Source organism: Cytophagaceae bacterium ABcell3 (assembly GCA_030913385.1).
Classification (GTDB): Bacteria; Bacteroidota; Bacteroidia; order Cytophagales; family Cytophagaceae; genus ABcell3.
In genome coordinates this window covers 3,036,581-3,062,210 of the sequence record CP133159.1, presented here as the reverse complement: position 1 = coordinate 3,062,210, position 25,630 = coordinate 3,036,581, and the positions used below count along the sequence as shown (strand labels likewise).

The window sequence follows — 25,630 nt, the reverse complement described above, 5'->3', positions numbered from 1 at the left end:
TTCTGATTTTTTCATCTAAAACATGCTATAGATAAACTTATCTAATGATCTATCAAGGTCTATTTATTTTTATAGGGTTACCCATTTAGATATCTTATGTGTTATTAGCTTACTTGGGCTCGTTTAGTTACTTTTTGCCTCGCCGGCAGGGCCTGTGATGAAATTTGCTAAACTTTATAAACCATTACGCTATTCCGATAGCTATCGGGATGGAACTCACCCTCCTTGCGTCGGGCTCAAACAGCAAATTTTTTGGGCGCTCCATGCTTATAAAGTTTTAACCTGTCTGCCGACAGGCAGGCGCAATTTCATCAATGGCCGCCTTATTTTCTAACAATGGCACATACCGCCATTTAAGAAAGGCAGTTTAAAGCATTTTTATCGTAGAAATAAAATCTTATTACTAGAGACTTAAATGGGTAATCCTATTATTTTTAAAGAAACAAACATGGTAAAACTAATTTTTTACCACTTTGGTACTATAGTTCCCTGAAGGGTATAAGACTTTAATTATATATATTCCCTGAGGGATGTTCTTATTAAAACTTTTTTGTTCGTTTGGGAGCAAACTTTCTTCCCAAAGCTGCTCCCCTTTATTATCAATAAGTGTAACAGAAAGCGCTTCACTACCAGTATTGTATAAGTTCAGGTCATCTTTATAAGGGTTGGGAAATACTTTTAGGGCTCCTTCTTCTATTTCTTTCTCTTCTACATATAACACTCTTGTAGAGGAATCAATAAAAATTTCCTTCAATGCATCGTTTCGTGTAGAACGGTCTACATGTCCATCCCAACCATCGTAATAACCAAACCCTCCTTCACGCCATACATGATAGGTATAATGAAACCCTAACTCATCAAATATTTCGACTACATCTCTTACCCAGCGTTCACCACCTTTATCATCTTCAAATGCTGCTCGGACAACTCCAAACTCCCCATAATAAACAGGGAAGCCTTGGTCTCTTATATACTTGCTGTACTCTAGAATCCTCTCCTTCAAGTAATCGTAATTTCTAAAAGACAAACCTTGTCCAGATGGAGAGTATTGAAACTCTGTTGTTATAATAGCAAAAGCTTCAGCAGGTATCTCTTCGCCTTTCATCCAGCCACTAATTTTATAGTATTTACCTTCTTCTACCTGAAAAGATAAGCTTGCTACTGTTACAGAAGATTTTCCAGATGTACCTGACAACCTTATAGCATTTCCAGACTGTCTTCCAGCCACCATGCTTTGTTCTCCATCGTTTTCTTCTGACCAAAACCATATAGAAGGGGTAGAAGAAATGTCAGAATTGTGTATTTCACGAATTTCTTCACCATTTTCATCAGTTTCTATTAGACGAATGTCGTCATAGTATGCAGTGCCTGATTCTAAGTTGTTTCCTATAAAAACTACTCTTCCCATGATTAAGGAATCACCTTCTATTTTAAAAGGGGAGCCCTCAAAATACGTCCATTCTGTATCGCCTTCGGGCAATGAAGGGTTAGAATAATTACCTGTAGCATAAGTAATATCAGAAGGCTCTGTAATTTCATTTTCGTCTGGATAAGTTCCACCATCGCCGGTGTTGGCCCACTCTTGCATTTGGTGTGTATATTCATGAGGGTCATAAAAGTGGACGGTATACATCAGGTTATCTTCTGTAATGTCTGGATAGTTATGGTTTCCGTCATTATACCCATAGTCGCAATCTATGGCAATGGCCCGCTCAGCAATGATCAAGTGATTATCATCTACCGAACGAATGTTATCTATAATTTCTTGGGCTAAAAGGCTCCACTGCTCTACCGATTCTGTTGGTGTTGGTTCGTTTAAAATATCATATCCAGCAATTTGCGTTTCGTCTTTATACCTTTCTGCAATGGCTTTCCATAATGCTACTAAACGTTCTTGATTTTCCTGCTCCTCCCAAAGAGCAGTACCTTCACACTGGGACTGAAAACCTCCTTGTGGTACATGAATGTTTAAAATTAAAAATACATCATGCTTTTTCGCCCAGCTGATATTTTGATCTATCCATTCCCACCCTTCTTCTTTATAGGTGTACGGGTTTTCTTCATCTTCAAAAGTCAAATAGTTTAAATAAAAGCGGACAGCATTTAACCCCATTTCATTGACCTCTTGGTAATCTTCTTCTCCATGATGCTCATTTGGCAACGGATCGCCTATCCAAACCCGGTTTCCAAAAGCAAAACCTCTTAAGAGTATTTCCTCTCCCTGATACTTTAGCAATGTACCCTCCCGTGTAACAAAAGATTGTGAAGAAAGGGTGTGAAAACTAATTGCAAAAACTATCAGGAGTAAAACTTTTCTAAGAGATCTCATGGGCACTAATTCATGTTTTTAGATTCTAAATATGCAATATTTTCTTTATAAAGTCTAGTATAAAACAAGTGTTAAACTACTGGTCACGGCAAAACCACGATTAAAGCAAATTAAGACCTATTGCCGTTTTAACTTATATCTTGTAATGGTTTAAAATTATCTTTTCAAAAACATCGTCTGGGGCTAACCTCTTTACTTTTACAGATAGTTTTTCGTTAAACTTTCCAATCCGGTAAATCCTTTTTGTTTTGTCAGCCATTATTATTTTTTCTAAAATAGGGCCAAAATCCTCAGGCTTTAAACCCTTGGAAACACTATGATTAATAACTTTATAACACCGGTCAAAGCTGTTTTTATAAGGGGATTCTTCAGGCAACGGGGTTAAAACCCTGTTTGCATTGATGTCAGTTTGTATACCACCAGGTTGCACCACACAAGCCTGCACACCAAATTTCTTAACTTCCATACGTAAGGCTTCGGTCAAGCGGTCTACTGCTGTTTTGGTAGAACTGTACCCGCCTCGATAAGGTAGTCCAAACTCTGACCCTATGGAACTGATATTAATAATTTTCCCTTGCTTTTGCTTTCTCATATACGGCAAAACTTCTTGGGAAACCCGTAAAACACCCAATACATTGGTATTATAGACATTTAACATGTCTTCTTCTTGTAAGTGCTCTACAGGACCAGCCAAACCAAGTCCGGCATTGTTAATGACGACATCTATTTTTCCTTGCTCACTTATAATAGTTTCAATAGCACTTTTGACACTTTCTCGGCTAGTAACATCCATTTGCAATGTTTTAAATGGTATGCCTTCCTGCTGAATCTTTCTGGAAGTACCGTATACTGTAAAATTCTTAGTATGTAAGTGTTTTGCTATTGCAAGTCCTAAGCCAGTTGAGGCACCGGTAATAAGTATAGTTTTCAAAATCTATAGAAGTTAAAATAAAGCCCAAAAATAAAAGGCTTCTTTTAAATAAAAAATAGATTTACGGCTTAGCACTCACCAAGACAATCATCATAAATTAAAAGGTTATTGGCTAATAAGCAGTTTTTGGGTATAAATTATACCTGAAGCATCTGTCATTTGCACCACGTAAACACCAGTTTTTAATGATAAATCATTAATGTTAATTTTTTTACTTTCAGGAGCATATTGTCTTAAAGTAATCCCCAGTTTGTCTACAATCTTAACCTCTGCCATAACTTTAGAAAAGCTAACATTAATGGACTGATAAGCAGGGTTAGGAAAAACTTTAAAACTATTTTTCGTGACACTTTCCTCAATGGAGGTTACTTCATCTGTAAACTTATGTATGGCTCCATTATACTCCCCAAGATATAGTTCCCCATCTTCGTCTTCCCCAAAGGTAGAAATCATGAAATCTGTAGAAAACAACAACGTATTTTCATAAGTTTCTTCATGCAATGCCCATACATTCCCTGAACAGAAATCACCGTAAATATAATGTCCCTGAAGGTTCGGATTCATGCTACCCCGGTAAACATAACCACCTATAATGGCACATTCATCTTCTTCGTGTATACTATATTCAAACACAGGAAGCGTACCTATGACTTCGCAGTCTATGTCAGGAGGGTAGCACAAAGAACCTTCCATAAAATTCCATCCATAGTTAGTACCAATAGCAAGTAGGTTTATCTCTTCTCGGTGATTTTGCCCTACATCCGCTATCCATATTCCGCCGGTTTCCCTGTCTTTTGATATTTTCCAAGGATTACGTAAGCCAAAAGCATAAACTTCACCTAGCGCATTACCTTCATTGACAAAAGGGTTGTCTGCAGGAATTCCGTATGGATCACCTTGGTCAACATCAATTCGTAAAATTTTGCCATGTAAACTCTCCAAGTCCTGCGCATTCATCTCCGGATCTCCAACACCACCTCCATCACCGGTAGCGATATAGAGGTAACCATCATTTCCAAACAACATGGCGCCACCATTATGGTTGTCAAAAGGTTGTTCAAGTTCTAGTATTATAGTTTCCGTTTCAGGGTCTCCCGATTGACCATCATTTACGGCTTGAAAACGGCTAACCCTAGAGTGGTGGCTTCCATCTATGTTTGTAGAATAATATAAATAAAAGTAGTTATTATTTTCAAAATCAGGATGAAAGGCTATTCCTAGCAAGCCCATTTCTGTATGATCAATAAATACTTGTTCTGAAATATCTAAAAAAACATCGGCACCTGGTATTGTTTTAACTATGCCTTCTTTTTCAAGAACAAACAACCTGCCGGAACCATCGCTTGCATGCGCTATATCTGTAGGTTGATGAACATTGCTTTCAACCAGTTCAAGATACCCTTCTTGACTAAAAATGGGTACTAAGCAAGAAAAAGTGAATGCTAAGCTAAGGAAAAGTTTTTTCATGAAATAAGGTTTTCCTTATTACCACAAAAGTAGCAAAATGTTATTTTCAGGTATAGCTTTCTATATGGGAGCTTGACAAGAATATCAAAAATATGAAGGAACTAAAGACTTAAGTTTCTGAACAGTCTCGTCTATAGATAAAAAGCTAACCCCACCAGAGGCGTTGGCATGACCACCACCGTCAAAATGCTCAGCAGCAAGCACATTAACAGGGTTTTCTTCTCCTTTGGAACGGAAAGACAATTTAACCTTACCATCTTTCTCTGCCACAAATACTGCTGCTTTTATTCCTTTAATTGATAAAGCTATATTGGCAAGGTTATCTGTATCACCTTTTGCATAATTAAAACGCTTTAGCTCTTCTGCAGTCATAGAAATAATGGCCACTTGGTGCTCATCCAAAATTTCTAATTTTTCACTAATTGCATAACCCTGAAGTCTTAACCGGCTGGCGGTATTATTGTCATTGAGATGCTCATGAACAAGATGATGTCTGACCCCATGCTGAATTAATTTTCCAAGCACTTCATGCGTACGAGGCTTAACAGACGAAAACCTAAAAGAACCAGTATCTGTCAATATTCCCAGGTATAATGGCATTCCCACCTGCTCATCTAAAAGTTTCAGGCAACCAGACTGCTCTATCAATTCATAAACAAGCTGTGCGGTAGAAGAAGATGTAGGATCTGAGACGGCAATATCCACAAAATCTACAGGATCGAGGTGGTGGTCAATCATTATCCTTTTACACTTGGCGTTTTCCAACAACGATTGCATTTCATCCCCTACCCTATCTGGTCCGTTGTAATCAAGACAAAAAATCAAATCTGCTTCTTCAAAATGTCCTTTAACCTTGTCAGAGTTCAATTGCATTGTTAGGATGGATCCAAAGTCTTCTAGCCATTCAAGAAACGTAGGCGCAGGGTCAGGGTGACAAATGTAGGCTGTTTTGCCCAGCTTCTTTATAAATTGAAACAGGCCTAAAGAACTGCCAATAGAATCTCCATCTGGAGACTTATGAGAAGTGATAACAATGTGTGAGGCTGTCTTAATTTCTTCAAGAATATGTTTGTAAACGCTCATTATTTAATGCTTAAAAAAAGTGAAGGTAAGCAAAAATCATGAAATAGCCTTTCTCAAAAAACAAAAAAGCAAGTCTGCATGCTTGTCCGGCTCACTCATATTAGTTTTGGAGAAAATGTTATGTGCGCGTTGGCAGATATACGATTTCCTGATGGATCCGTGAGCATATACGGCCGGAGTCAAGATACAAACTTGCTTATTTGGTGAAGCTATTTTTCATACTTTTCGTTCCATGGACTCTAGCAATTTCAAAAAGTAAAAACCACTCCTCTTATCTATAGTTTTTCATCAAAGCACTTCCAGTAAATAGTCATGACACCAAGCCTGATTGGTCAATTTCAAGAAAATAAAAGGAAAAACAGAACCAATGCAAGGCAACATAAGTTTGTAAGACAGAAAACCTGATCATCGTCAGTATCTTTTTATGCGTAGAATGTCAATAATTGCTTTATTTTCCATCTTTATTACTGTTTGGCCTGTGTTTGCAAGTATACAAGAGCACCAAAGTTCTAATGATATAAAATCCGTTAAGCAAACATATAAGAGCCTCAGAGATGAAGCTTCTTATGTTTATGTAGACGGTAAAGAGGTCGCCCGAAGGATTAGGTTTGTGCAACCAGAAGACAATGTTGTAGAAGATTATGATAAGCTGCAACAAATAGCCTTGATCAGACATGGCGAGCCGGACTTATACAAAAGTGGAAGGTTTTCTAGAGACGAAGCCGTTGAATATATGCTATGCTATGATACTGCTTGTATTATAAAACCCGATGCACCTTTTTTCATGTTGAAAGAACAAGAGGAGGTGAAAGTTTTTGCTAGTCCGCTAAACAGGGCTTTGTCTACCGCTCATTACGTTTGTGGCCCTGACAAAGAAATTACCGTGTCCCGAGATTTTAGAGAGTTTGAAACCTATTTAAATGCCAAGGGCAAAAAGCCAAGGTTGCGCATGCCCATTAAATATTGGACTACTACAGCTAGGATTAAATGGGCATTAGGATTTAAAGCAGCAGAAGGGGTTGAAAACTATTCTCAAGCCAAAAAAAGAGCACGCAAGGCTGCACGTACATTAGTAGAAAGTGCAGAGGAAAACCACAAATCCATGCTTTTCGGGCACGGCATGCTAAACCATTACATAAAAAAGGAGTTAGAAAAGATGGGTTGGCAGATCGTAGAAGATACTGGAAACGATTACTTTGGCACTTCTATTTTAGTCAAAATTAACAGTTGAGTGTTAATATTATTGGTGAGGGGTTGAAAAAAACAAACTAGAGGACTAAAAACAGGGTGACACAATCCTCTGTTTCAAATACAAATAGGCAGCAAACTACTAATCACCTATATCAAAAAGCTGTATTTCCCTTTTTATCAATAAATAGTATATAATACTAAACTTTCCATAAGATCTTCTGTTTCCTATTAAAAAAAAGCTATGACAGATCTGGAAAGAAACCTATTTGAAGAGATGGTTCGCACTATACATTTACTAGGCGGAAAAGATGATATTATTGGTGCTCTGGGAACCCTAAACACTCAAATGCCTCAGGGAGAAGCTACGGAAGAAACTTATAGATTGGTAAAATGCTGGAATGACAATGTTGAATCCAAGCTTGAAAAGATACCAGAGAATAAAATTTATAAGTCAAATGGTGAATATATTTGCTAACAATTAGCGTTAGCTGTTGTATCTGGTTTTGTTTTTATTCAATTGCTTAAAACCCGGTTTATGCGGCAAGTTTTTTTTAACCAAAGTAATAGGTTTGCATACATCGGGTTTTAAGCTACTTATATAAGTATACTTACATTATGAAAAATGGTATCAAAGTATTGTTTGCCACAGACTTTAGCCCCTGCGCAGACAACGCATTAAAATATGGACTTGACTTTGTAAAAAAGTTTCAGTCAGAATTTCTTGTTGTGCATGCGTACAAAACTTTTAATATAGTTACAGATGTTAGAGACTATGACAAAGTAAAAGACCAGAAAAATAAGATAGCAGCCGAAACCGAACAAGAGACCAGCAAAGCCTGCAACATTATTCACCAAGAAGCCCCAGAAGCTCCTTGTAAATCAGTCGCATTGGAAGGTTTGCCATATAAAGAAATATGTAAAGCCGCCAAAGAAAATGATGTTGACCTAGTTGTGTTGGGTGCAAAAAACAGCAATATTCTAGAAAGATACCTGTTCGGAAATACCACTGCTAAAGTAATTGAAAATGTCCAGTGCCCAGTATTGGTCGTTCCCCAAAAATCTGTTTTTTCTCCTATTAAAAATATTGTTTATGCTTGTAACCTTTCTGAAAATGAAATTCAAAAAATCAATCAGTTAACTGTACTTGCCGAAGCATATGACGCACAATTATCTATTGTCAATATATACACAGGGGAGCAGGAGAACAACAAAGTCATCTTTGAAGAATTTAAGGAAAAAACTTTAAGAGTCGTAAATTATCCTAAAATCGAATGGTTAACTGCACAAGGGAATAATGTCATCGAATCTTTACAGCACTTAGTAATAGACAAACATGCAGACCTATTGGTAGTGAGTGCCCATGTACCCGTTTTCTTGGAAAACTTATACAGAAACAGTGTAACAGAAGGAATCCTTAAAAAACTAACCTTACCTCTGCTGGTTTTCCACCTTGACACAGAAGATACTTAATCGTTAGTGGTTAAGAATGCTTATTTAAAAGGTAGTTTTTCACGTTAATGGCCAGCGCTTCATCATTGATCGCTTGATGTAGTATTTCGCTGCATGGTGTTTTATCATATATCAATTCAAAAACTTGGGCTACCGAAAGGGAGTTGTGGCTTTTATTCACCAATTGAAAGTTATCTCCCGCTTTTACAAAACCTTCTTCTAAAACCCTAACATATACTCCTGGATAAGGAGTGCTTTTGAATGCCTTTACCATCTTTGGGTCTTCAAACTTCACCCCTAGCTTATAACATGGCTGCCTGGGTTGTGACAGTTGGACTGTGGCCGTACCAACGTTAAAAATATCACCTATATTAACTTCAGCTTCATTTAACCCTTGCACGGTTAAGTTTTCTCCAAACATTCCATAGTCCCAATTCAGGTTTGGATATTTTGCTCTCCAGAAATCGTAATGATCAAATGAGTATAAATAACAAGCCTTATCTGGCCCTCCATGATGCACCCTGTCTCCTATTCTATCTCCCTCTACTCCATTTTTTCCCAACGAAATTGGACGGTGTACGACTGATTTAAAAAAGCCGGTTTTCTCCTCCCGGCCGTTTACAGAAATCTTTTTAAGTTCAGATATATTGGTAGACAAAACTTCCATAGTTCCCCATTCCCGCTATTGGTACAACGCTATTCTACCGGAAATATAAAGTTCTAGTAACAAGAAAGCAACTAAATCTCCAAAGCTATTTTCCCAACAAAGCTTTCATCTTCTAACATTTTATGCGCAGAGGATATATCTTTAATATCAAAAGATTTGGCAATGTATGGCCGCAGCTTTTCATGTTCTATCAACTTTTTAATATTTTCTAAAGTTTCTGTTTCAGGAAATACCACTACCAGCTTCATTCTTTTCTTCACCAATTCAAAAGAAGACCTGAGCATAGTAGCAAGATTTTTCATAACAGGGATGGTTACGACCAATTGCCCCTCTGGCTTTAAAGAGGGTTCTACATCTGAAAGGGATAATTTGCCAGCAGTATCAAATATCAAGTCGAACCTATGATCTTGTGGTAGTTTGTCATTTTGATAATCAAGTACATCATCACACCCTAACTTTTTTGCATCATCCAGGTGCTTATTCCCGCAAACCCCAGTTACCGTAGCACCTATACTTTTAGCAATTTGCACAGCAGTAAAGCCAACCCCTCCAGTGCAACCATTTATTAAAACATGCTGACCTGACGCTAATTTTCCAAGTTTGAGCAGTGCCTGCCAAGATGTACTGGCAACCAAAGGCAAAGTTGCAGCTTCTTTATATGATAGATTTTTGGGTTTGAGTACTGCATTTTTTTCATCAACAGCTATAAGTTCACCATAGGCATGTCCTTTGGTAGCCGTAACAAAGCCAAAAACATCATCACCCTCTTTAAAATGACTGCTCTTCGACTCTATGACTTTGCCACTAAAATCACTTCCTATAATGGAAGCCCCAAACAAACCAGAAGCAAACCTTAGGTTCCCACGTCTAACCTGTAGATCAACAGGGTTGACGGACGATGCATAATTACGGACCAATACTTGTCCTTTTGAAATGCTAGGCGCAGAAGTTTCTTTTATTTCAAACACATCATGCTTTCCGTAGCTTTTTAATACTGCTGCTTTCATAAAATTTCCTCTTTTCATAAAATAATTCATTTTTCCCCATAGTGTTATTATCTTGGCTACATCATCAATAAACCTATATGCGAAGATGAACTATACATTTACAAAATCGGAAAAGAAACTGGTCAGGCAGTTACTGGACAAAGGGCTAGAGCGGGATTACATCAATGGCATCAATAAAATAAAGGCGTTGCTAGACCAATGGGAAAAATCACAGCAAAACCCTCGAGAAACTTATCTCAACATGTATAAGACATTGGATAAACATGATAGAAACCTGTCAAGAAAATTTGATGGGTTGACCGGAGGCAGGTACTTTATGGCCCTGGTAGATTTAATGATCGAAGGTTTGGTTTCTGAGGAAGAAATTGAAGGTTTATCAAAAGAAACTAAAGAAAGAATTTACTTTTTATTGGGGAAAGATATGGAATAATCAACTTTTTCCAGCATAGGATAGACGTCGATAGAAATGATGTATTTCGGACAGAGCTATATGGTACAATTTGCTCACATATTGAAATTTATATAATTTTTTAATATTTTTATATTGTTTGTACTAGCATTCATGGTTGTGAAAAAAGATAATCCGAGCAAATTTTCACAGTATTGCTATAATTATAACAAACGGGGAACAAAGTAAATGAGCTTTGCTGAGTTTTTGTTGCCACCTTTTTAAACATTTAATGATATTTTTCACTTTCCATTTTTCAGGAAGATTATTGGCTATGCAGTTATTTGAAAGCAATCAAAAAAAGAGATTTTTTTAAGACAAGAATTATAACTTATCCATTGTCTACTATTTTTTAGCTAACTGCCCATTGAGCGTTATAATTATGCTAGGTTTAAGATTACATGCACCATTTGTCCATTGCAAACAGCTATATATAAAGTTTGTACCTTTTTTATTATTGTTTTGGGTTTTCAACTCTTTAGAATCACATGCTAAAACCTTTTCCACACCTCATCACTACTCTGCCCCAACATTAAGCAATTGCCAAGAAAACCCAATAGCTTCATTTTTACTTGAAAACAATACCAGCTGTCAAGCTCCTCACACAGTAACTTTTATAAACACCACAGAAATTACCCCACACCTCAACTTTACATGGCATTTAGGAGACGGCACCATAATTTCCACTAATGAAAAAACCATAAGCCACACATATACAGAACCTGGGGCATATCACATAAGGTTAGAAGCTATTAATGAGATTAACAGGGACGTGCTAAATGCCATTCCGGAAAAAGATTCTATGGCATATATCGGAACACCAAAAGCCGAAATAACTTACCACCCAGCATCTATTTGTGAAGGAAGGTTTGATACGATACAAGGTAGAGACCCTACAGGCATTGCCAATAGAGCTTACTGGTACTTAGAAGACATAGACGATATATCTGGAAGAATGAACGATATAACTCATTTTTTTAACAGACCCGGAACTTGGACATATAAATATGCGACATATAATGATGTTTCGAACTGTATTAGTGATACTGCCGAAGCAACAGTTATTGTTAGGCCGTCTCCCGTTGGAAACTTTAGGCTAAACCGGAGGGTAGGATGTTCTATCCCTCACGAAATTGAAATCACAAACTTATCTACCAGTGCAGAAAATTTCTTTTGGAGGTTGGGTGATGGCACAGTAATAGAAACCAACTCAGACAGCACAATTACACATAGTTATCAAGAATATGGGATTTTCACTATTACGTTAAATGCGAACAGTAACTTTGGATGTCAAACTTATTCAACCTCATCCACTATTAGGAATTTGCCTTTGTATATTGATACTTTAAACATAACCCCTGCGCAAAGCTGTCTTTCTCAAAGCGTACATATACGTGCAATAGGGAATTTTGGAACCCACGTTAATACCCAATTTATTTTTGACTATGGAGATGGAAACATTGACACTTTGATAAGGCCTCATAACAATCACACCTACAGAGCACCTGGTGTCTATCCAGTAACTGTAAGTGTTTTCAATGGTCAGGGATGCATAGCAGGCTCTGAAACCTACGAAGTTATTGTTGAAGAATGTGAAGATGTTAACCCTCTCAATGAAACCATAGAATTATGTTCTGATACAGAAGGCACTCCACCACAAGTTTCCAGTTATGACCTGACAGACCATAATAGCAGGCTTATAGGGAGAAGAATGGCCTTCGTGAGATGGTTTAACGATGAAAACTATACCTCAATAGTAGAAAACCCTGAAAGCGTAACAGTAACCAATGGAGATAGTTTCTATGCAAGCGTTATTAACCCCGCAGGAGACGAAGATGCCAATGCCCGTTTAGATTTTATCATCAAAGAGTCTGTCCAAGTGCATTTTGAACCAACCCCGTACGCTTGCCACCCATCTATGTTTAAAGCTCCTTTTGATGTTTCTCCTGAAGGGGGTGTTTTTATTGGAGATATCATTACAGAAGAAGGTTATCTTATCGACTCTTTAACGCCGGGTTTGCATACAGTTCAATATACAGTTTCGAATACAGATGTCTGTTCTGATACAGTCCAACGCACTGTTCACATTTTCCCAAGCCCTCGAATTCCTACTGTGATATCCGATACACTAAGATACTGTCAAAATACGCCAGAGTTACCTAATCTTCCTGTAGCTCCGATCCCTGTTGCGGCTATGGGACAACATGTATGGTATAATTACGAAGATACATTAGAGATAGCTAATGCACCCGAATTAGGAAGAACCGCAGGAACTTTTAAATATTATGTTTCGTATAGAGGACTCATTTGTGAAAGCCTTCCTTCAAAAGTCACCATTATAGTAGACTCTATCCCTCCTTCTCCAACTGTATCACCATTAGACCCTCTGTGTCAATATTCAGACCGAACATTAAATGTTTCAGGTTCACCCGACAACAATTATTCATGGTCATTGGACACAGGAGATAACATTTTGATATATGAAACTGCTGCTGATTCCATAACTTTTACAGCGCAAGACGCTACCACCATTACTGGAAGCGTTAACGCGCTCTCTCCAGAAGGGTGCAGTAGCGATACCAGTACTTTTACCATTCCACTAGACCTCCTACCTTCAGAAGCAACTGTTTCGGACCAAAAGCAGGATACTTTGTTTTATTGCGTAGCAGGTTCAAACAAGTCTATGACTGGAAATATACCTATTATTGGCACCGGCACTTGGAATATTATATCAAACACAGGTAATGCCATCATCGAAGCCGACAACCCAGCTTCGCCTATTAGAAACTTTGATAGTTTAAATGATACATTAATAGCAGAATGGGTGATATCCAATGGAGTGTGTCCACAAAACAGCGCACTATTGACCATTCTTCCAGAAAGACCATTTGAAACAACTCTTAGCATTACAGGACCTGAAGAAGTTTGCCAAGGAACAGAAATAAACCTAACTGCTGAATCACAAAAAGACCCAGGAGAACACCCCCAGTTTTATTTTTCAAATGTAAACCACGAACTTTTGTATGAACATTCTCACTCCAATATGTTACAGTTTTCTCCCGAAGAAGATGTACAAATTTTTGCAAAATTAATCCCAGATTACCATTGTCTATTATCTGACACAGTCTATTCTGACACCCTTAATATTGCGATTTTAAACACCCCTGTTGCAGAAATTGAAGTTAACAAAAACACCATTTGTGAGACAGACGAGCCTATTCTCGTCACTTCGAAAGACAATATAGAAAGGCAGTTTTATGAATGGTTTTTAAATGGAGAAATCATTTATAGAGACACAGTGCCCTATACTTTTGATGTCCACTCTCCCGGCGCTACTGGTTGGTATACCTTAATGGCCAGCAACGGCCAATGCCCTCCCTCTTATGATTCAACCTATTTAGAAGTGTATGAACAGATAGATGTATGGTTTGAAGATAAAGAAGTTTATGCAACCTACGGAGTTGATGACCAAGTGTTACTGCCACTTCAGTTTCATACTCAAACAGAAAGCCATATTTCAGAAATCCTATGGAGCCCTACCGACTTTTTGAATATTGCCGAAAATGGGATAAATGCATATTACACGCCTCAAAATGAAAATATTGCTTTAACATATGAAGCAACTATTTATAACGGAATAGCTAACCAAGGATGCCAAGCAACCGCCTCTATTGTAGTAAACAATTACAGGCCTGTAGATATTAGAAATACTTTTACGCCTAATGGAGATGGAAAGAATGACACATGGGAAGTGCTGGGGTTGGAAAAGTATTCTTTATCAAAATTACAGATTTTTAACCAATGGGGTATGGTATTGCATGAACAGGAAGCTAATAGTAAAGTCTCTTGGAATGGAATACATAATGGACAATTGGTACCTCCTGCAACATATTACTATGTGCTAGACTTAAAAGGCAGCCCTGATGATTCTGATTATATTGCCACAGGGTGGATACAGGTCATATACTAGGGAGCGCTGAAAAACACCAAAAATACTAATCTGTTTATATTTGTATAAAATTATGAGTTATAGGTGCAAAGTTTGGCTACACACACTTGTGACTTTTTTAGCAGGCCCTATACTAAAGATTTAAACCATAAAAGTATTTTAAAGTTAATACTTGAAATATCTTATAATATTTCTAAACCTAAAAATACTTTTTCATGAATTTTTATTCAACAGACCCAACCATCTTAATCATGGACGCTGCCAGAAAAGGCGACACAGAATACCTGAACCAGCAGGTTCAACAAGGCCAAGATATGAATTTTAAAGACTCGAAAGGTTTTACTCCACTTATCCTAGCATGTTATGAAGGACATTTAGATGCTGTCGCGCTGCTTACTCATAAAGGAAAAGTGGATTTAGATTTGCAAGATATGGCTGGAAACACAGCCCTTATGGGATGTTCTTTTAAAGGATACCATGAAGTGGCAAAACTGCTACTTCAAACAGGAGCCAACCCAAATGTCCAAAACAATAACGGAATGACTGCTTTAATGTTTGCTATTATGTTTGGAAGAAATGACGTGGCCAAAACCTTGCTGGCGTATAAAGCAGACCCTGAAATGAAAGATACCCGAGGACTTTCTTCTATAGACCTTGCCCGGCAGTCTGGAAACATGGAAGCGCTAAAAACCCTTGAAACTTACAAGGCAGAAAAAGCTTCATAAGAAAATAAAAAAGGCTGTCCGTAAAAGACAGCCTTTTCAATATTTATGTGTGTTGTTTTAATTATCTAACAACAACTCTTTCAGCACCTACGATTTCACCATCAGCAATGATGTTAACCATATAGATACCTTGTAGATTTGAAAGGTTAAGAGTAGCACCATTGGCACGGCCAGGAACAGAAAGAACCTCAATACCCATCATGTTTACAACCTTCACTTCGATGTTCATGCTAGGAAGCGCAGAATAAGTAACTTCAGCAAAACCATCTTCAGCAGGGTTAGGATAAATTTTAAGTCCAGCGCTCAATTGAGCTCTTGCAGCAGAAGTTTCGTTTTCTTCTTCTTCTTCTGTTGCTACAGCGTCTGACCAAGATATTCTACCATTTGCAACTGTACCTACAATATAATAGTAAGTAACACCTTCAGTTAATGGCTGGTCAGGGTTGTCATAGTGAGTAAAATCTGTTGTATTTCCATCCACTTTAGTTACTTGAACATAACCAGTTTCTTCTTCTTCTGAATAAGCAACAATATACTCGTCAGCATCAGCAACATCTTCCCAAGTAATACTTACAGAGTTTTCTTCTGTATCTTCATCATCAATTAATGCAATAACTTCTTCAATAGTGGTTGCTACTGGTGCTTCTCCAGGAACATCTCCAATTTTGAAGTTTTCAAAAACCAAGGTTCCATTGTAGGGAACAAAATGCGTAGCTATACCTCTATCAGCCTCAGGTTCAGCAAGTTCACCATTAACAGAAAAGTTAAAATCAACAATTTGAGAAATATCTAAAGTGTACTCTGTTTCAGGACATTCATCAGGGCCACCACAGTCCCAGCTTAAAGCTTTTAAACCACCAATATTACCGTATGATGACAAATCAATGAATATTTCTTTGGTTTCGCCAGGGTTTAGAACAAACTGAATTTTTTCTTTTCTTCCAGGATCCCCCCAATCATTAGTTACATCCTCTATATCAGGATGTATATCAGCTCTGTTAACCCATTCATCACCTTCTTTTGGGCCATCAGACCCTATTACGATTGTCACGTGGGCAGTATCTTGATCAGTTTCAGCTTCGTTGGTAACAGTAAACCTTAAATCAAGGTTATCACCAAAGTCATGGCTATGAACACCTCCATCAGGGTTTTCACCAAAAGATAATCCAAAACCACCCCACGCTTCTGAACCAGTACCTACAACTCTCAACGTACCGTCACCAGGTCTATCTACAGAAAGGTTTGGCCCATCATACCAGAAAAGACCTTTTGCTCCATCCTCATCACTAACCATATAATCTGTTGATAAACGGAAATCATCATGAATGAATCCGTCTCCTATTTGTGCATTTGCATATAGTATAGTTGCAAATGACATTAAGGTAGAAAGTAAAATTTTCTTCATAACTTTTATTTAGTTTAAAATTTTGGATCAAATATAAATGGTTGATGTGACAATTTCATACCATAAATGAAAAAAAATTTACTAAACCTATAAAATCTGTGATAGAAAGTACGTTACCCTGCGTAAACTTAACTTTTTCCTTATTAAAATAGTGATAAAAGCAAGGTTGTAACATGTTTATCAAGTGGGACACTGTCCCTCACTAGAACATAAAAAAATGCTATGCGTACAACCATTTAAACAATTACTATACAGATAATTAAGTTCTTATTATGATTATTCAACAGGAGCGTTAATAAGCATTTGTTGCAATACCTTTTTATTACAATAACATTTTACAAATTTCTTGGTATTTAATGTAAGGTATAATAAAAAAAGTTGGGTGTTTTTTTCGGAAGTCTAAGACTTTTTGCCCATTTTATAAAAATACAGGCTATTTTTAATCAATACTAACACAAACCTATTTTTAGGACATTCGTAAAATCAATTATAAGTAGGTTATTTTTTAAGCCATATTTGAAAATCAGAAGCTTTAAAATAACTTTTTGACATTATTATATAAAGTTACATGTTATTATTTCGTTCTTATATATAGTAGAACCTAATAATTGGCACCAAGTGCCTAAATATTATATTGTGTACTTCTGTCTGCCTTTTCGGCGGAAATCCCTCCAGAATTAATAATAAGCTCATTCGTGAGATATTTCTAATCACATAAAAACATTAAGACTCATGAGCATCTTTGAAAAAATTAAAACAAACTACAATAGTTCGCAGGACGAAATGACTGTGGGAGAATACCTGACCATGTGCAGGAAAGACGCCAAAGTCTATGCAAGACCTGCAGAGCGTCTTCTGGATGCCATTGGTGAACCAGAAGTTATTGATACACGTGAAGACCCGGTACTTAGCCGCTTGTTTTCCAATAAGAAAATCAAGATCTACCCTGCATTCAAAGAGTTCTATGGCATGGAAAATACCATAGAGCAAATTGTTTCCTACTTCCGCCATTCCGCACAGGGGCTGGAGGAGAAAAAGCAGATCCTTTACCTTATGGGGCCTGTGGGTGGCGGTAAAAGCTCTCTTGCAGAAAAGATCAAAAGTCTTATGCAAAAGAACCCGATATATGTGCTAAAGGCAGGTGATCAAATAAGTCCTGTATATGAAAGTCCATTAGGGTTGTTTGCTGACTACAAAAAGGAAATAGAGGAAGAGTATAAAATCCCCCCGCGGAACATTCCGTTTTGTATGAGTCCATGGGCGGCAAAAAGGCTAAAAGAGTTTAAAGGCGACATTAATAAGTTTACAGTAGTCAAGCTATATCCTTCTATTCAGGACCAGATAGCTATGGCTAAAACTGAGCCTGGAGACGAAAACAACCAAGATATTTCCACGCTTGTAGGGAAAGTAGATATTCGTAAACTCGCACAGTTCCAACAAAGCGATCCCGATGCCTATAGTTATACCGGGGGCTTGTGTCTCGGCAATCAAGGTGTCATGGAATTTGTGGAAATGTTTAAAGCTCCAATCAAGGTATTGAACCCACTGCTTACCGCTACGCAAGAGGGGAATTTCAAAGGTACTGAGCCAATTGGTGCCATTCCGTTTGACGGTATTATTCTTGCACACTCCAATGAGTCAGAATGGGCAAAATTTATCAATGACAAAAAGAATGAGGCCTTCCTTGATAGGATTTACAAGGTACAGGTCCCTTACTGCCTACGTGTCAGTGAAGAAATTAAAATTTATGAAAAACTCATTCGGGAAAGTTCTTTAGGAGAAGCTGTTTGTGCACCTAAAACCTTAGACTTGTTGGCTCAGTTCGCTGTAATGACCCGACTTAAAGAGCCTGAAAACTCTTCATTGCATAGTAAAATGCGCATTTACAATGGCGAAACTTTAAAAGAGACAGATCCTAATGCCAAGTCGCTACAAGAATATAGAGAAGAAGCCGGCATTAATGAAGGAATGAACGGTATTTCTACCCGTTTTGCTTTCAAGGTGTTAAGTAAAGTCTTCAACTTTGACAGTGAGGAAATTGCGGCCAACCCTGTCCACTTACTTTATGTATTGGAAGAAGAAGTGGTAAAAATGATGCTGGACAAGGATACTGAAGAAAAGTACCTCAACCTAATCAAATCTGTGTTGGCTACTAAATACGCATCCTTTATCTCTGACGAAATCCAAAAGGCTTATATTGAATCATATAATACTTACGGACAGAACATCTTTGAAAAATATGTGGTCTATGCTGACCATTGGATGCAACAGAATGATTATCGGGATCCAGATTCTGGGGAAGTATTGAGCAGAACCATGCTCAACGAAGAGCTTGAAAAGATCGAAAAGCCAGCAGGAATTGCCAATCCAAAAGACTTTAGGTCAGAAGTGACAAATTTCTTTTTAAGGTATAAGGCAAACAACAATGGAGAGAATCCAAGATGGGATTCGTATGCGAAAATCAAGAATGTAATCGAGAAGAAAATATTCACCAATACTGAAGACTTACTACCGGTCATATCATTTACAGCAAAAACCAGCAACGATAATGAGAAGAAGCACCAAGACTTCCTGAACCGTATGCAAGGCCGTGGATATACCTATAAGCAAATAAGGATATTGGTAGATTGGTTTATGCGCGTGAGAAAATCGATGGGCTAAGCTTTTAGCGGAGTGCATGTGAAATATGTGTTCCGCTAAGACTTTGAAACCATTGAACCAGTTAAGACGAAACAGTATTGTTTCCTAAATTATTCCAGCATGAGTATCATAATAGACAGGCGTAAAAATACATCAGGAAAGTCAATTAATAACAGGCAAAAATTCCTAAAGAGAATTGAAGGCCAGATAAAAAAGGCGTTACCGGACATTATAGGTTCTGAAAAAATAACCGATAGTAAGAACGGTGGTGCCGTAAAAGTTCCTGTAAAAGGCATGAAAGAGCCAGCCTTTCGCCATGATCCTGCTACTGGAGACAAGAATATCGTGCGGCCTGGGAATGATCGCTTTGCTGAAGGAGACCGTGTTCCTAAACCCGAAGGCGGAGGCGGTGGATCAGGAAAAGGAAAAGGGTCTAACCAGCCCGGTACTACCGAAGATGAGTTTAGCGTTATCTTGAGCCGTGAGGAGTTTTTAAAATATTTTTTTGATGATTTGGAGTTGCCTAATCTTATCAAGGAGTTTCTGGAAAGTACAGAAAAATATAAAAACCGCAGGTCAGGGTATATCAAAGATGGCGTGCCATCACGGTTAAATATACAGAGCAGCTACCGTCAGGCTTTAGGCAGAAAAATTGCCCTACATGGTGTTTTTGAGCAAAGGCTTAAAGATCTTAAGGAGCAGTTGGAAAAAGAAAAAGACCCTAAAAAAAAGGAAAAGCTCAAAGAAGAAATAGAGCTAGCCAAAAACCAATTAGCAACCATTCCTTTTTTTGAAGACTTGGACCTACGGTACAACAATTTTGAGCAAGTTCCTTTACCGGCTACCTCTGCCGTAATGTTTTGCATAATGGACGTATCTGGTTCTATGGGTTTTCATGAAAAAGATATTTCAAAAAGGTTTTTCACCTTATTATACCTTTTTCTGACCCAGCAGTATGATAAAGTCGAGATGGTTTTTATCCGCCATCATACAGAAGCAAAAGAGGTAGACGAAGAAGAGTTTTTCAATTCAAGGGAAAGCGGTGGCACCATCGTCGCTCCTTCATTGAAGCTAATGAAAAAAATCATAAACGAACGGTACAATGATCACCAATGGAATATCTATTGTTGTCAGGCCAGTGATGGGGATGTCTGGGGAGATGCTGATGCCATAGAGTGTCAAAACCTGATAAAAGAAGAAATCCTTCCGGCTATTCAATACATGGCCTACATAGAAATCAACGAAAGTGAAAGAAGCAGCAGCCTTTGGGATGCTTACCAAGTTCTCCAGGATGAAGATAAGTTTTCTATGCGCAATATATTTGAAGTAAATGAGATATGGCCGGTGTTTAAAGGACTGTTCAGAAAAAGAAATGTTAGCAAATGAGCAAAAAAGATAAATATAAAAAGATGTTTTGTTGTCCCACCTGGGACTATGAAACCCTCTTGGCAGCTGATGAAGTTACAGACCGTATTGGGAAAAAAGATTTTAAGTTAAAAACTTATCCTAATCAAATAGAGATAGTAACTTCTGAACAGATGCTAGACGCTTATTCATTAATAGGCTTGCCTACCTCCTACCCTCACTGGAAGTTTGGCAAAGACTTTGTCATCAACCAAGGGAATTATTCCAAGGGCAGAATGGGGCTTTCCTATGAAATGGTAATAAACTCAAACCCTTGCATCAGTTACAATATGGAAAACAACACCACTGCCATGATGGTGTTGGTCATAGCCCATGCTTGCCAAGGACACAATGCTTTTTTTGCCAACAATTACTTTTTCAAAGAGTGGACATCAGCAGAATCCATTATAGATTATATGGTTTTTGCTAGAAATTTTATCTTGAAATGTGAGGAAGAGTATGGGCATGAGGAAGTGGAAAATGTTCTGGATGCCAGCCATGCCCTTATGAACCATGGCATAGATAAATACAAAAAGCCACAAAAACTTTCTACAGAAGAAGAAATTGCCCGACTGAAGAGGCTTTCAGACGTAAAACGTGAAAATTACAACGAGCTTTGGCGGACATTGCCAAAAGACAATGACCAATCTTTAGAGTCTACGACAGGTACTTTTCCAGAAGAACCAGAGGAGAACATTCTTTATTTTATTGAAAAAAATGCGCCGACTATGCCGGGCTGGAAGCGTGAAATCATTAGAATAGTCAGAAAAGTTTCTCAGTACTTTTATCCTCAGGGAATGACCAAGGTGATGAATGAAGGCTTTGCTACCTTTATGCATTATCACATAATCAATAAAATGTTTGAGGAAGGTTATTTAAGTGACGGGTTTATGCTTGAGTTTATGCATAGCCATAGTTCGGTTTTATTTCAACCTCCATATAACAGTAAGTTTTTCTCAGGAATAAACCCCTATACATTAGGTTTTAATATCTTTATGGATATTAAAAGAATTTGCCAAAACCCTACTCAAGAAGACAAAAAATGGATGCCAAACCTCATCGGCAAAGATTGGTTGGAGCAAGTACATTATGCTATGGAAAACTTTAGGGACGATAGTTTTATCTTACAATATCTTTCTCCCAAAGTAATTCGCGACATGAAGTTATTTGCTATAGCCGATTTTGAGAAAGAAAAAGAATATATTATCAATGCTATCCATAATGAAAACGGATATCAAAAAATCAGAGAAATGCTCAGTGAGCAATATACCCGTACAAGCTATGTTCCGGACATACAAATAGATAGAGTAGACTTACACCAAACAAACCGTATGCACCTAACGCATAATATGGTTAATGGAAAAAGGCTGGATTCTCAAGAGGCGCATAGTACTGTTGAATACTTGCAGTTTTTATGAGGATTTCCTGTTACACTTCATTCAAGAAATCGTTTGGGTGTGGTTGAAGCAGAATATAGTTCTTAACTTCTAGAGTGAAGAAAAAGAACAGGATAAAGGTTAATGAGTAAAAGATACAGTAAACATTCTGCTCATTAAGCCTTTTTTATTCCAATTATGATATAATTCTCAAAATAGACATCACGCATGAAGACGTATCGATGTTTATTTCAAATGTAAGGCCATAATAGGTGAAGTATTTTTAACTATGCAAAACATAGTAGACAATAGACTTTTGAAAAAAATAATGCATAATAATACAGGAAACAAGATAACCATCTTGTACCTGTATATCAAAACACTCTAAATAGCTCTTAAAGGGAAATATTTAAGAACATATTAAGATGTTATTTAATAAGTTTGACACCAATGGCATTTGGTCCTTTAGGAGTCATTTCTACTTCAAAGTTTACTTTATCTCTTTCCTGAATAGAATCTACTAGACCATTGAGGTGGACAAATATACTTTCTTGTGTCTCATGGTCTTTGATAAAACCATATCCTTTGGACTCATTGAAAAAACTTACCGTTCCTTTTCTGATCAAGTCTTCAGGCCCTAAATCTTCTTGTTTAGGAACACCTATGAGAATGCTCTCTTTTTTGACTTCTTTCTTCTTGGTAGGGTCTGGCGGAGTTGATGTGATATTGCCGTTTTCGTCAACATAAGCCATCATTTCATCAAGACCAACTCCTTGATTATTATTAGATTTCCGTTCTTCCCTGCGTTCTTGCTTTTCTAATTTCTTCTTTAATTTCTTTTTCTCTTTTTCTTTTTTACTAAAAGTTTCTCTTGATTTTGCCATTTAATAATTTTAAGGTTCTAAAAGATTTAGCTATCAGGTACAGGTAATAGATATAAGTTACCAAGCCTGATAAATGTTCAAAATTGCCTCAAGCAGGAATAACAGAGAAAAGCTAAACAGGTTAACTGAAAGATCTGTATTTTATTTAAGAGGATTTTACAAAACAAACACTTTTTCGCTTCATAACCTAGTTTTAATTTTTCCACTGATGTAAGAATTCATTCAAAATATAGATATAAATTACCATTCCCACTATATTAAAACCGAAAAAGTCAAAGGTTTATTTTAATTATGCTATAGAGAAAAATAAAATTCCCGAAAACAAATGCCCTAGCTTTTTTACTTCGCCCACACAATAAGTACTTATACCTAACTATTAGGCTTTAATATAGAACACAATATACTCTCTTTTTTCTTTTTCATATTTCAAACATGAGTAACTTTGTTAGTGAGATTACAGTATAATTATTATCAACTTTGCTAAAAACCTACATTAAAAAGGTAGATTAAGTTCTTAACAGGAAAAAAGGAACTTTGGAACCATTCAGCACTTTCCAGGAATAAAAATTGCAAAAGGTTACCTTTTCTATACAAGAAAGATTATTAAAGGTCACAGGTGAAATATGACCACCTATCTGACAATTTTGAACGGTTTAGCTTAAATGACATTATTGCCTATGTAACCCAGAACAGAAAGATACTTTACTAAGTACTTTAATGAGTATCATTTCCAACAAAAGGAATTAATTAACCCTATTGCCCTTAGGTTTACTCTAATAGAACATTGCCCCAGTTAAGCATACACACATTTTTGGCAATCTATTTCAACGGGTAAACACCACAGAAAGTTGATTTTTGCTATTGAAAGCTGTATTTTTATTCTATGCAAAGATTAACAATACTGATACTCACATTTATAACCTTTACATTTTCTGAGTTTGTATTTGCACAACCCCCATCGGTATATGATAAAAACGAGGAACTTTACTATTACTCTGAGACGAACTTCAATAACATAGACACTCTGACATATTGGTCTTATAAACTTGAACTTGAGTATAAATCAAATGATAAAATAAACAATATCAAACCACTAGGCCTATTGACGTTCACACGAACCAAACCCATAGTTGATAGTGTTGTGCAAAAAGTTCATAAAGAACCCTACACTCCTACCATTTCATTTGAAATATATAATTTGGCCGACTCAACGATTTGTAAGCAAGTATCCAAGCAAACTCATTTAATGTCCAGTTGTTCTCCTCCAAATGTCGGTGGGGACTATTTTGTATATGGCAATTTTATTTTTTTAAATAGAGATGTATGTCTTGAATGTTCCCCCTACAGCACTCACAAAGATTATTGCAGACCGGTAGTCAACTATATTATTAATAGCTTATTTGATAAAGAGATCCGAACAATACAAGACCTGTCTAAACAAATCAAAAACGCCCAATAAGCATACTTGGCTTTGTTCCTGAACCTTTAGTATTTTTAACCTGAAATATGCAGTAGAACTTTCTTATTTTGCTCCTCATAGCGGAAATCTATCGCATAGTTCAGTTTAAAGTATAAAAACCCTATATTTTGAACAATGTTTTTGCCACTGGAGCATTAATTTTATATGAGCAAATTACTCAAAGTACTTATTCTGTTTATCATTCTCGGACTGACAGTTAACCTATCAGAGTATCCCTTTTCAGGGAAAATTGGATATAGAGGACAAAAGTCTGGCATTCACTACAATTCAGAAGAAGGCCTTACTATCAAGGTTTTTCAAAAAACGGTAGACGAGAGAAAAACATTTAAAAGGAAAGCGTCTAAACAAGATGAACTTACAGATTGGTCTATGGACACCGTCTCTCCTTCATCGATAGCAGATGACAGAGCTTTAGCATATAAATACTATAGTGACATCCCTGGAATGGTATGGGTCGAAAAAACCCTTTTTTGTGATGAGACAGAAGTAACCAATCTTGACTGGTTAGAATATATGACTTTGACTAAACAAAAACCTCGATATATCCATCAAAACTCACACCTCGATGAGGTTAAATACTTTAAAAGCCAACAGTTCTTTTATTTCCCAGTAGTCGGCATTAGTCATGAAGACGCTGTGGGCTACTGTAAATGGAGATCCGAAGTAGTAACGAAAAGTTTTAATAAAAAAAAAGGGTATACACCTACTGACCGAGAATACACAGAATTCAACTTTAAATTGCCTACTAAGGAAGAGTGGATCAAATGTGCCGCTTTTGGTACAGACACATCTAAGTACCCCCATGTTTTTACCAAGAAAAAAATAACCACAAAGATTAACACCAGAAACTTAGAATTTCTAAACCTACTAGGCAGTACTATTGACCAAGATTCCGCTAAGGTATTCAACAAAAAAATCAAGAAAGATTACCTCATCAATTGTTTTCGGCCTGATAATGAATATTTAAACCTGAACACCCCGTTCTATGTTTTTGATTACCCTAAGAATAACCTAGGTATATTTAATATGCTGGGCAACGTGTCTGAAATGGTTGAAGAAAAGGGTGTAGCCATGGGAGGCAGCTTTAGAGATACTTTTGAAGAATGTACTGTTAACAGCACATTCAACTATACCACACCTCAAGACAATATTGGTTTCAGGTGTGTTTTAGAGTTAAATTGGCCCAACAAATAAA

At 37.1% G+C, this 25,630-nt stretch carries 18 protein-coding genes; 10 read left to right on the top strand and 8 right to left on the bottom strand.

The window, feature by feature from the left end; genetic code table 11:
- Nucleotides 1-457 precede the first annotated feature (457 nt).
- The 4 genes from RCC89_12430 to RCC89_12415 form a co-directional block, all read right to left on the bottom strand.
- Nucleotides 458-2,329, bottom strand: coding sequence for a cellulase family glycosylhydrolase (locus RCC89_12430; protein ID WMJ73964.1), 1,872 nt, complete (start codon nt 2,327-2,329; stop codon nt 458-460).
- Between the two features lie 133 nt (nt 2,330-2,462).
- On the bottom strand, nt 2,463-3,260 hold the full coding sequence (locus tag RCC89_12425) for an SDR family oxidoreductase (GenBank protein ID WMJ73963.1): 798 nt from the start codon (nt 3,258-3,260) through the stop codon (nt 2,463-2,465).
- Between the two features lie 105 nt (nt 3,261-3,365).
- Nucleotides 3,366-4,727 (bottom strand): PQQ-dependent sugar dehydrogenase, encoded by a 1,362-nt coding sequence (locus tag RCC89_12420; GenBank protein ID WMJ73962.1) that lies wholly within the window; start codon nt 4,725-4,727, stop codon nt 3,366-3,368.
- An 84-nt stretch (nt 4,728-4,811) separates the two neighbouring features.
- Nucleotides 4,812-5,810, bottom strand: a complete 999-nt coding sequence (locus RCC89_12415; protein WMJ73961.1) for a bifunctional oligoribonuclease/PAP phosphatase NrnA — start codon at nt 5,808-5,810, stop codon at nt 4,812-4,814.
- 424 nt (nt 5,811-6,234) lie between these two features.
- Between RCC89_12415 and RCC89_12410 the strand changes: the two genes are divergently transcribed.
- The 3 genes from RCC89_12410 to RCC89_12400 all read left to right on the top strand — a co-directional run bounded on the left by RCC89_12410 (nt 6,235) and on the right by RCC89_12400 (nt 8,471).
- Nucleotides 6,235-7,041 (top strand): histidine phosphatase family protein, encoded by an 807-nt coding sequence (locus tag RCC89_12410; GenBank protein WMJ73960.1) that lies wholly within the window; start codon nt 6,235-6,237, stop codon nt 7,039-7,041.
- Between the two features lie 201 nt (nt 7,042-7,242).
- Complete coding sequence (locus RCC89_12405) at nt 7,243-7,476, top strand: hypothetical protein (protein WMJ73959.1); 234 nt, start codon at nt 7,243-7,245, stop codon at nt 7,474-7,476.
- Between the two features lie 140 nt (nt 7,477-7,616).
- A complete protein-coding gene (locus RCC89_12400) occupies nt 7,617-8,471 on the top strand; it encodes a universal stress protein (GenBank protein WMJ73958.1) in 855 nt (284 codons plus the stop codon).
- Nucleotides 8,472-8,481: 10 nt separating this feature from the next.
- On the opposite strand, the gene RCC89_12395 is transcribed toward RCC89_12400, so the two are convergent.
- Both RCC89_12395 and RCC89_12390 read right to left on the bottom strand, forming a co-directional pair.
- Entirely contained in the window at nt 8,482-9,117 is a 636-nt protein-coding gene (locus RCC89_12395; protein WMJ73957.1) for an MOSC domain-containing protein, read from the bottom strand.
- A 71-nt stretch (nt 9,118-9,188) separates the two neighbouring features.
- Nucleotides 9,189-10,124 (bottom strand): NAD(P)-dependent alcohol dehydrogenase, encoded by a 936-nt coding sequence (locus tag RCC89_12390; GenBank protein WMJ73956.1) that lies wholly within the window; start codon nt 10,122-10,124, stop codon nt 9,189-9,191.
- A gap of 85 nt (nt 10,125-10,209) precedes the next feature.
- Between RCC89_12390 and RCC89_12385 the strand changes: the two genes are divergently transcribed.
- From RCC89_12385 to RCC89_12375, 3 genes are all read left to right on the top strand, one after another.
- Nucleotides 10,210-10,554: a hypothetical protein gene (locus RCC89_12385; protein WMJ73955.1), complete on the top strand. Its 345-nt coding sequence runs from the start codon at nt 10,210-10,212 to the stop codon at nt 10,552-10,554.
- Nucleotides 10,555-10,954: 400 nt separating this feature from the next.
- Nucleotides 10,955-14,542 carry a PKD domain-containing protein gene (locus RCC89_12380; GenBank protein WMJ73954.1) on the top strand — a complete coding sequence of 1,196 codons (3,588 nt, stop codon included), beginning with the start codon at nt 10,955-10,957 and terminating at the stop codon, nt 14,540-14,542.
- A 194-nt stretch (nt 14,543-14,736) separates the two neighbouring features.
- Nucleotides 14,737-15,246, top strand: a complete 510-nt coding sequence (locus RCC89_12375; protein WMJ73953.1) for an ankyrin repeat domain-containing protein — start codon at nt 14,737-14,739, stop codon at nt 15,244-15,246.
- Between the two features lie 61 nt (nt 15,247-15,307).
- On the opposite strand, the gene RCC89_12370 is transcribed toward RCC89_12375, so the two are convergent.
- On the bottom strand, nt 15,308-16,651 hold the full coding sequence (locus RCC89_12370) for a T9SS type A sorting domain-containing protein (protein WMJ73952.1): 1,344 nt from the start codon (nt 16,649-16,651) through the stop codon (nt 15,308-15,310).
- 732 nt (nt 16,652-17,383) lie between these two features.
- Between RCC89_12370 and RCC89_12365 the strand changes: the two genes are divergently transcribed.
- The 3 genes from RCC89_12365 to RCC89_12355 all read left to right on the top strand — a co-directional run bounded on the left by RCC89_12365 (nt 17,384) and on the right by RCC89_12355 (nt 22,113).
- Nucleotides 17,384-19,312, top strand: a complete 1,929-nt coding sequence (locus tag RCC89_12365) for a PrkA family serine protein kinase (protein ID WMJ73951.1) — start codon at nt 17,384-17,386, stop codon at nt 19,310-19,312.
- A 99-nt stretch (nt 19,313-19,411) separates the two neighbouring features.
- The gene (locus RCC89_12360) at nt 19,412-20,677 is read left to right on the top strand and encodes a YeaH/YhbH family protein (GenBank protein WMJ73950.1); all 1,266 of its coding nucleotides are present in this window, start codon (nt 19,412-19,414) and stop codon (nt 20,675-20,677) included.
- The gene (locus tag RCC89_12355) at nt 20,674-22,113 is read left to right on the top strand and encodes a SpoVR family protein (GenBank protein WMJ73949.1); all 1,440 of its coding nucleotides are present in this window, start codon (nt 20,674-20,676) and stop codon (nt 22,111-22,113) included. Before RCC89_12360 ends, RCC89_12355 begins: the two co-directional genes overlap by 4 nt.
- Nucleotides 22,114-22,499: 386 nt before the next feature.
- Here the strand turns inward: RCC89_12355 and RCC89_12350 are convergent, their stop codons facing one another.
- Entirely contained in the window at nt 22,500-22,955 is a 456-nt protein-coding gene (locus RCC89_12350; GenBank protein ID WMJ73948.1) for a cold shock domain-containing protein, read from the bottom strand.
- A gap of 1,624 nt (nt 22,956-24,579) precedes the next feature.
- Between RCC89_12350 and RCC89_12345 the strand changes: the two genes are divergently transcribed.
- On the top strand, nt 24,580-25,629 hold the full coding sequence (locus tag RCC89_12345) for an SUMF1/EgtB/PvdO family nonheme iron enzyme (GenBank protein WMJ73947.1): 1,050 nt from the start codon (nt 24,580-24,582) through the stop codon (nt 25,627-25,629).
- Nucleotide 25,630: the final 1 nt, after the last annotated feature.

What these genes read in the sequence shown, in the direction of transcription:
- RCC89_12395 (WMJ73957.1), bottom strand. Translation starts at nt 9,117, where the DNA reads ATGGAAGTTTTGTCTACCAATATATCTGAACTTAAAAAGATTTCTGTA.
- RCC89_12420 (WMJ73962.1), bottom strand. Translation starts at nt 4,727, where the DNA reads ATGAAAAAACTTTTCCTTAGCTTAGCATTCACTTTTTCTTGCTTAGTA.
- RCC89_12410 (WMJ73960.1), top strand. Translation starts at nt 6,235, where the DNA reads ATGCGTAGAATGTCAATAATTGCTTTATTTTCCATCTTTATTACTGTT.
- RCC89_12380 (WMJ73954.1), top strand. Translation starts at nt 10,955, where the DNA reads ATGCTAGGTTTAAGATTACATGCACCATTTGTCCATTGCAAACAGCTA.
- RCC89_12385 (WMJ73955.1), top strand. Translation starts at nt 10,210, where the DNA reads ATGAACTATACATTTACAAAATCGGAAAAGAAACTGGTCAGGCAGTTA.
- RCC89_12345 (WMJ73947.1), top strand. Translation starts at nt 24,580, where the DNA reads ATGAGCAAATTACTCAAAGTACTTATTCTGTTTATCATTCTCGGACTG.
- RCC89_12405 (WMJ73959.1), top strand. Translation starts at nt 7,243, where the DNA reads ATGACAGATCTGGAAAGAAACCTATTTGAAGAGATGGTTCGCACTATA.
- RCC89_12365 (WMJ73951.1), top strand. Translation starts at nt 17,384, where the DNA reads ATGAGCATCTTTGAAAAAATTAAAACAAACTACAATAGTTCGCAGGAC.
- RCC89_12375 (WMJ73953.1), top strand. Translation starts at nt 14,737, where the DNA reads ATGAATTTTTATTCAACAGACCCAACCATCTTAATCATGGACGCTGCC.
- RCC89_12415 (WMJ73961.1), bottom strand. Translation starts at nt 5,810, where the DNA reads ATGAGCGTTTACAAACATATTCTTGAAGAAATTAAGACAGCCTCACAC.
- RCC89_12360 (WMJ73950.1), top strand. Translation starts at nt 19,412, where the DNA reads ATGAGTATCATAATAGACAGGCGTAAAAATACATCAGGAAAGTCAATT.
- RCC89_12390 (WMJ73956.1), bottom strand. Translation starts at nt 10,124, where the DNA reads ATGAAAGCAGCAGTATTAAAAAGCTACGGAAAGCATGATGTGTTTGAA.
- RCC89_12355 (WMJ73949.1), top strand. Translation starts at nt 20,674, where the DNA reads ATGAGCAAAAAAGATAAATATAAAAAGATGTTTTGTTGTCCCACCTGG.
- RCC89_12350 (WMJ73948.1), bottom strand. Translation starts at nt 22,955, where the DNA reads ATGGCAAAATCAAGAGAAACTTTTAGTAAAAAAGAAAAAGAGAAAAAG.
- RCC89_12430 (WMJ73964.1), bottom strand. Translation starts at nt 2,329, where the DNA reads ATGAGATCTCTTAGAAAAGTTTTACTCCTGATAGTTTTTGCAATTAGT.
- RCC89_12400 (WMJ73958.1), top strand. Translation starts at nt 7,617, where the DNA reads ATGAAAAATGGTATCAAAGTATTGTTTGCCACAGACTTTAGCCCCTGC.
- RCC89_12370 (WMJ73952.1), bottom strand. Translation starts at nt 16,651, where the DNA reads ATGAAGAAAATTTTACTTTCTACCTTAATGTCATTTGCAACTATACTA.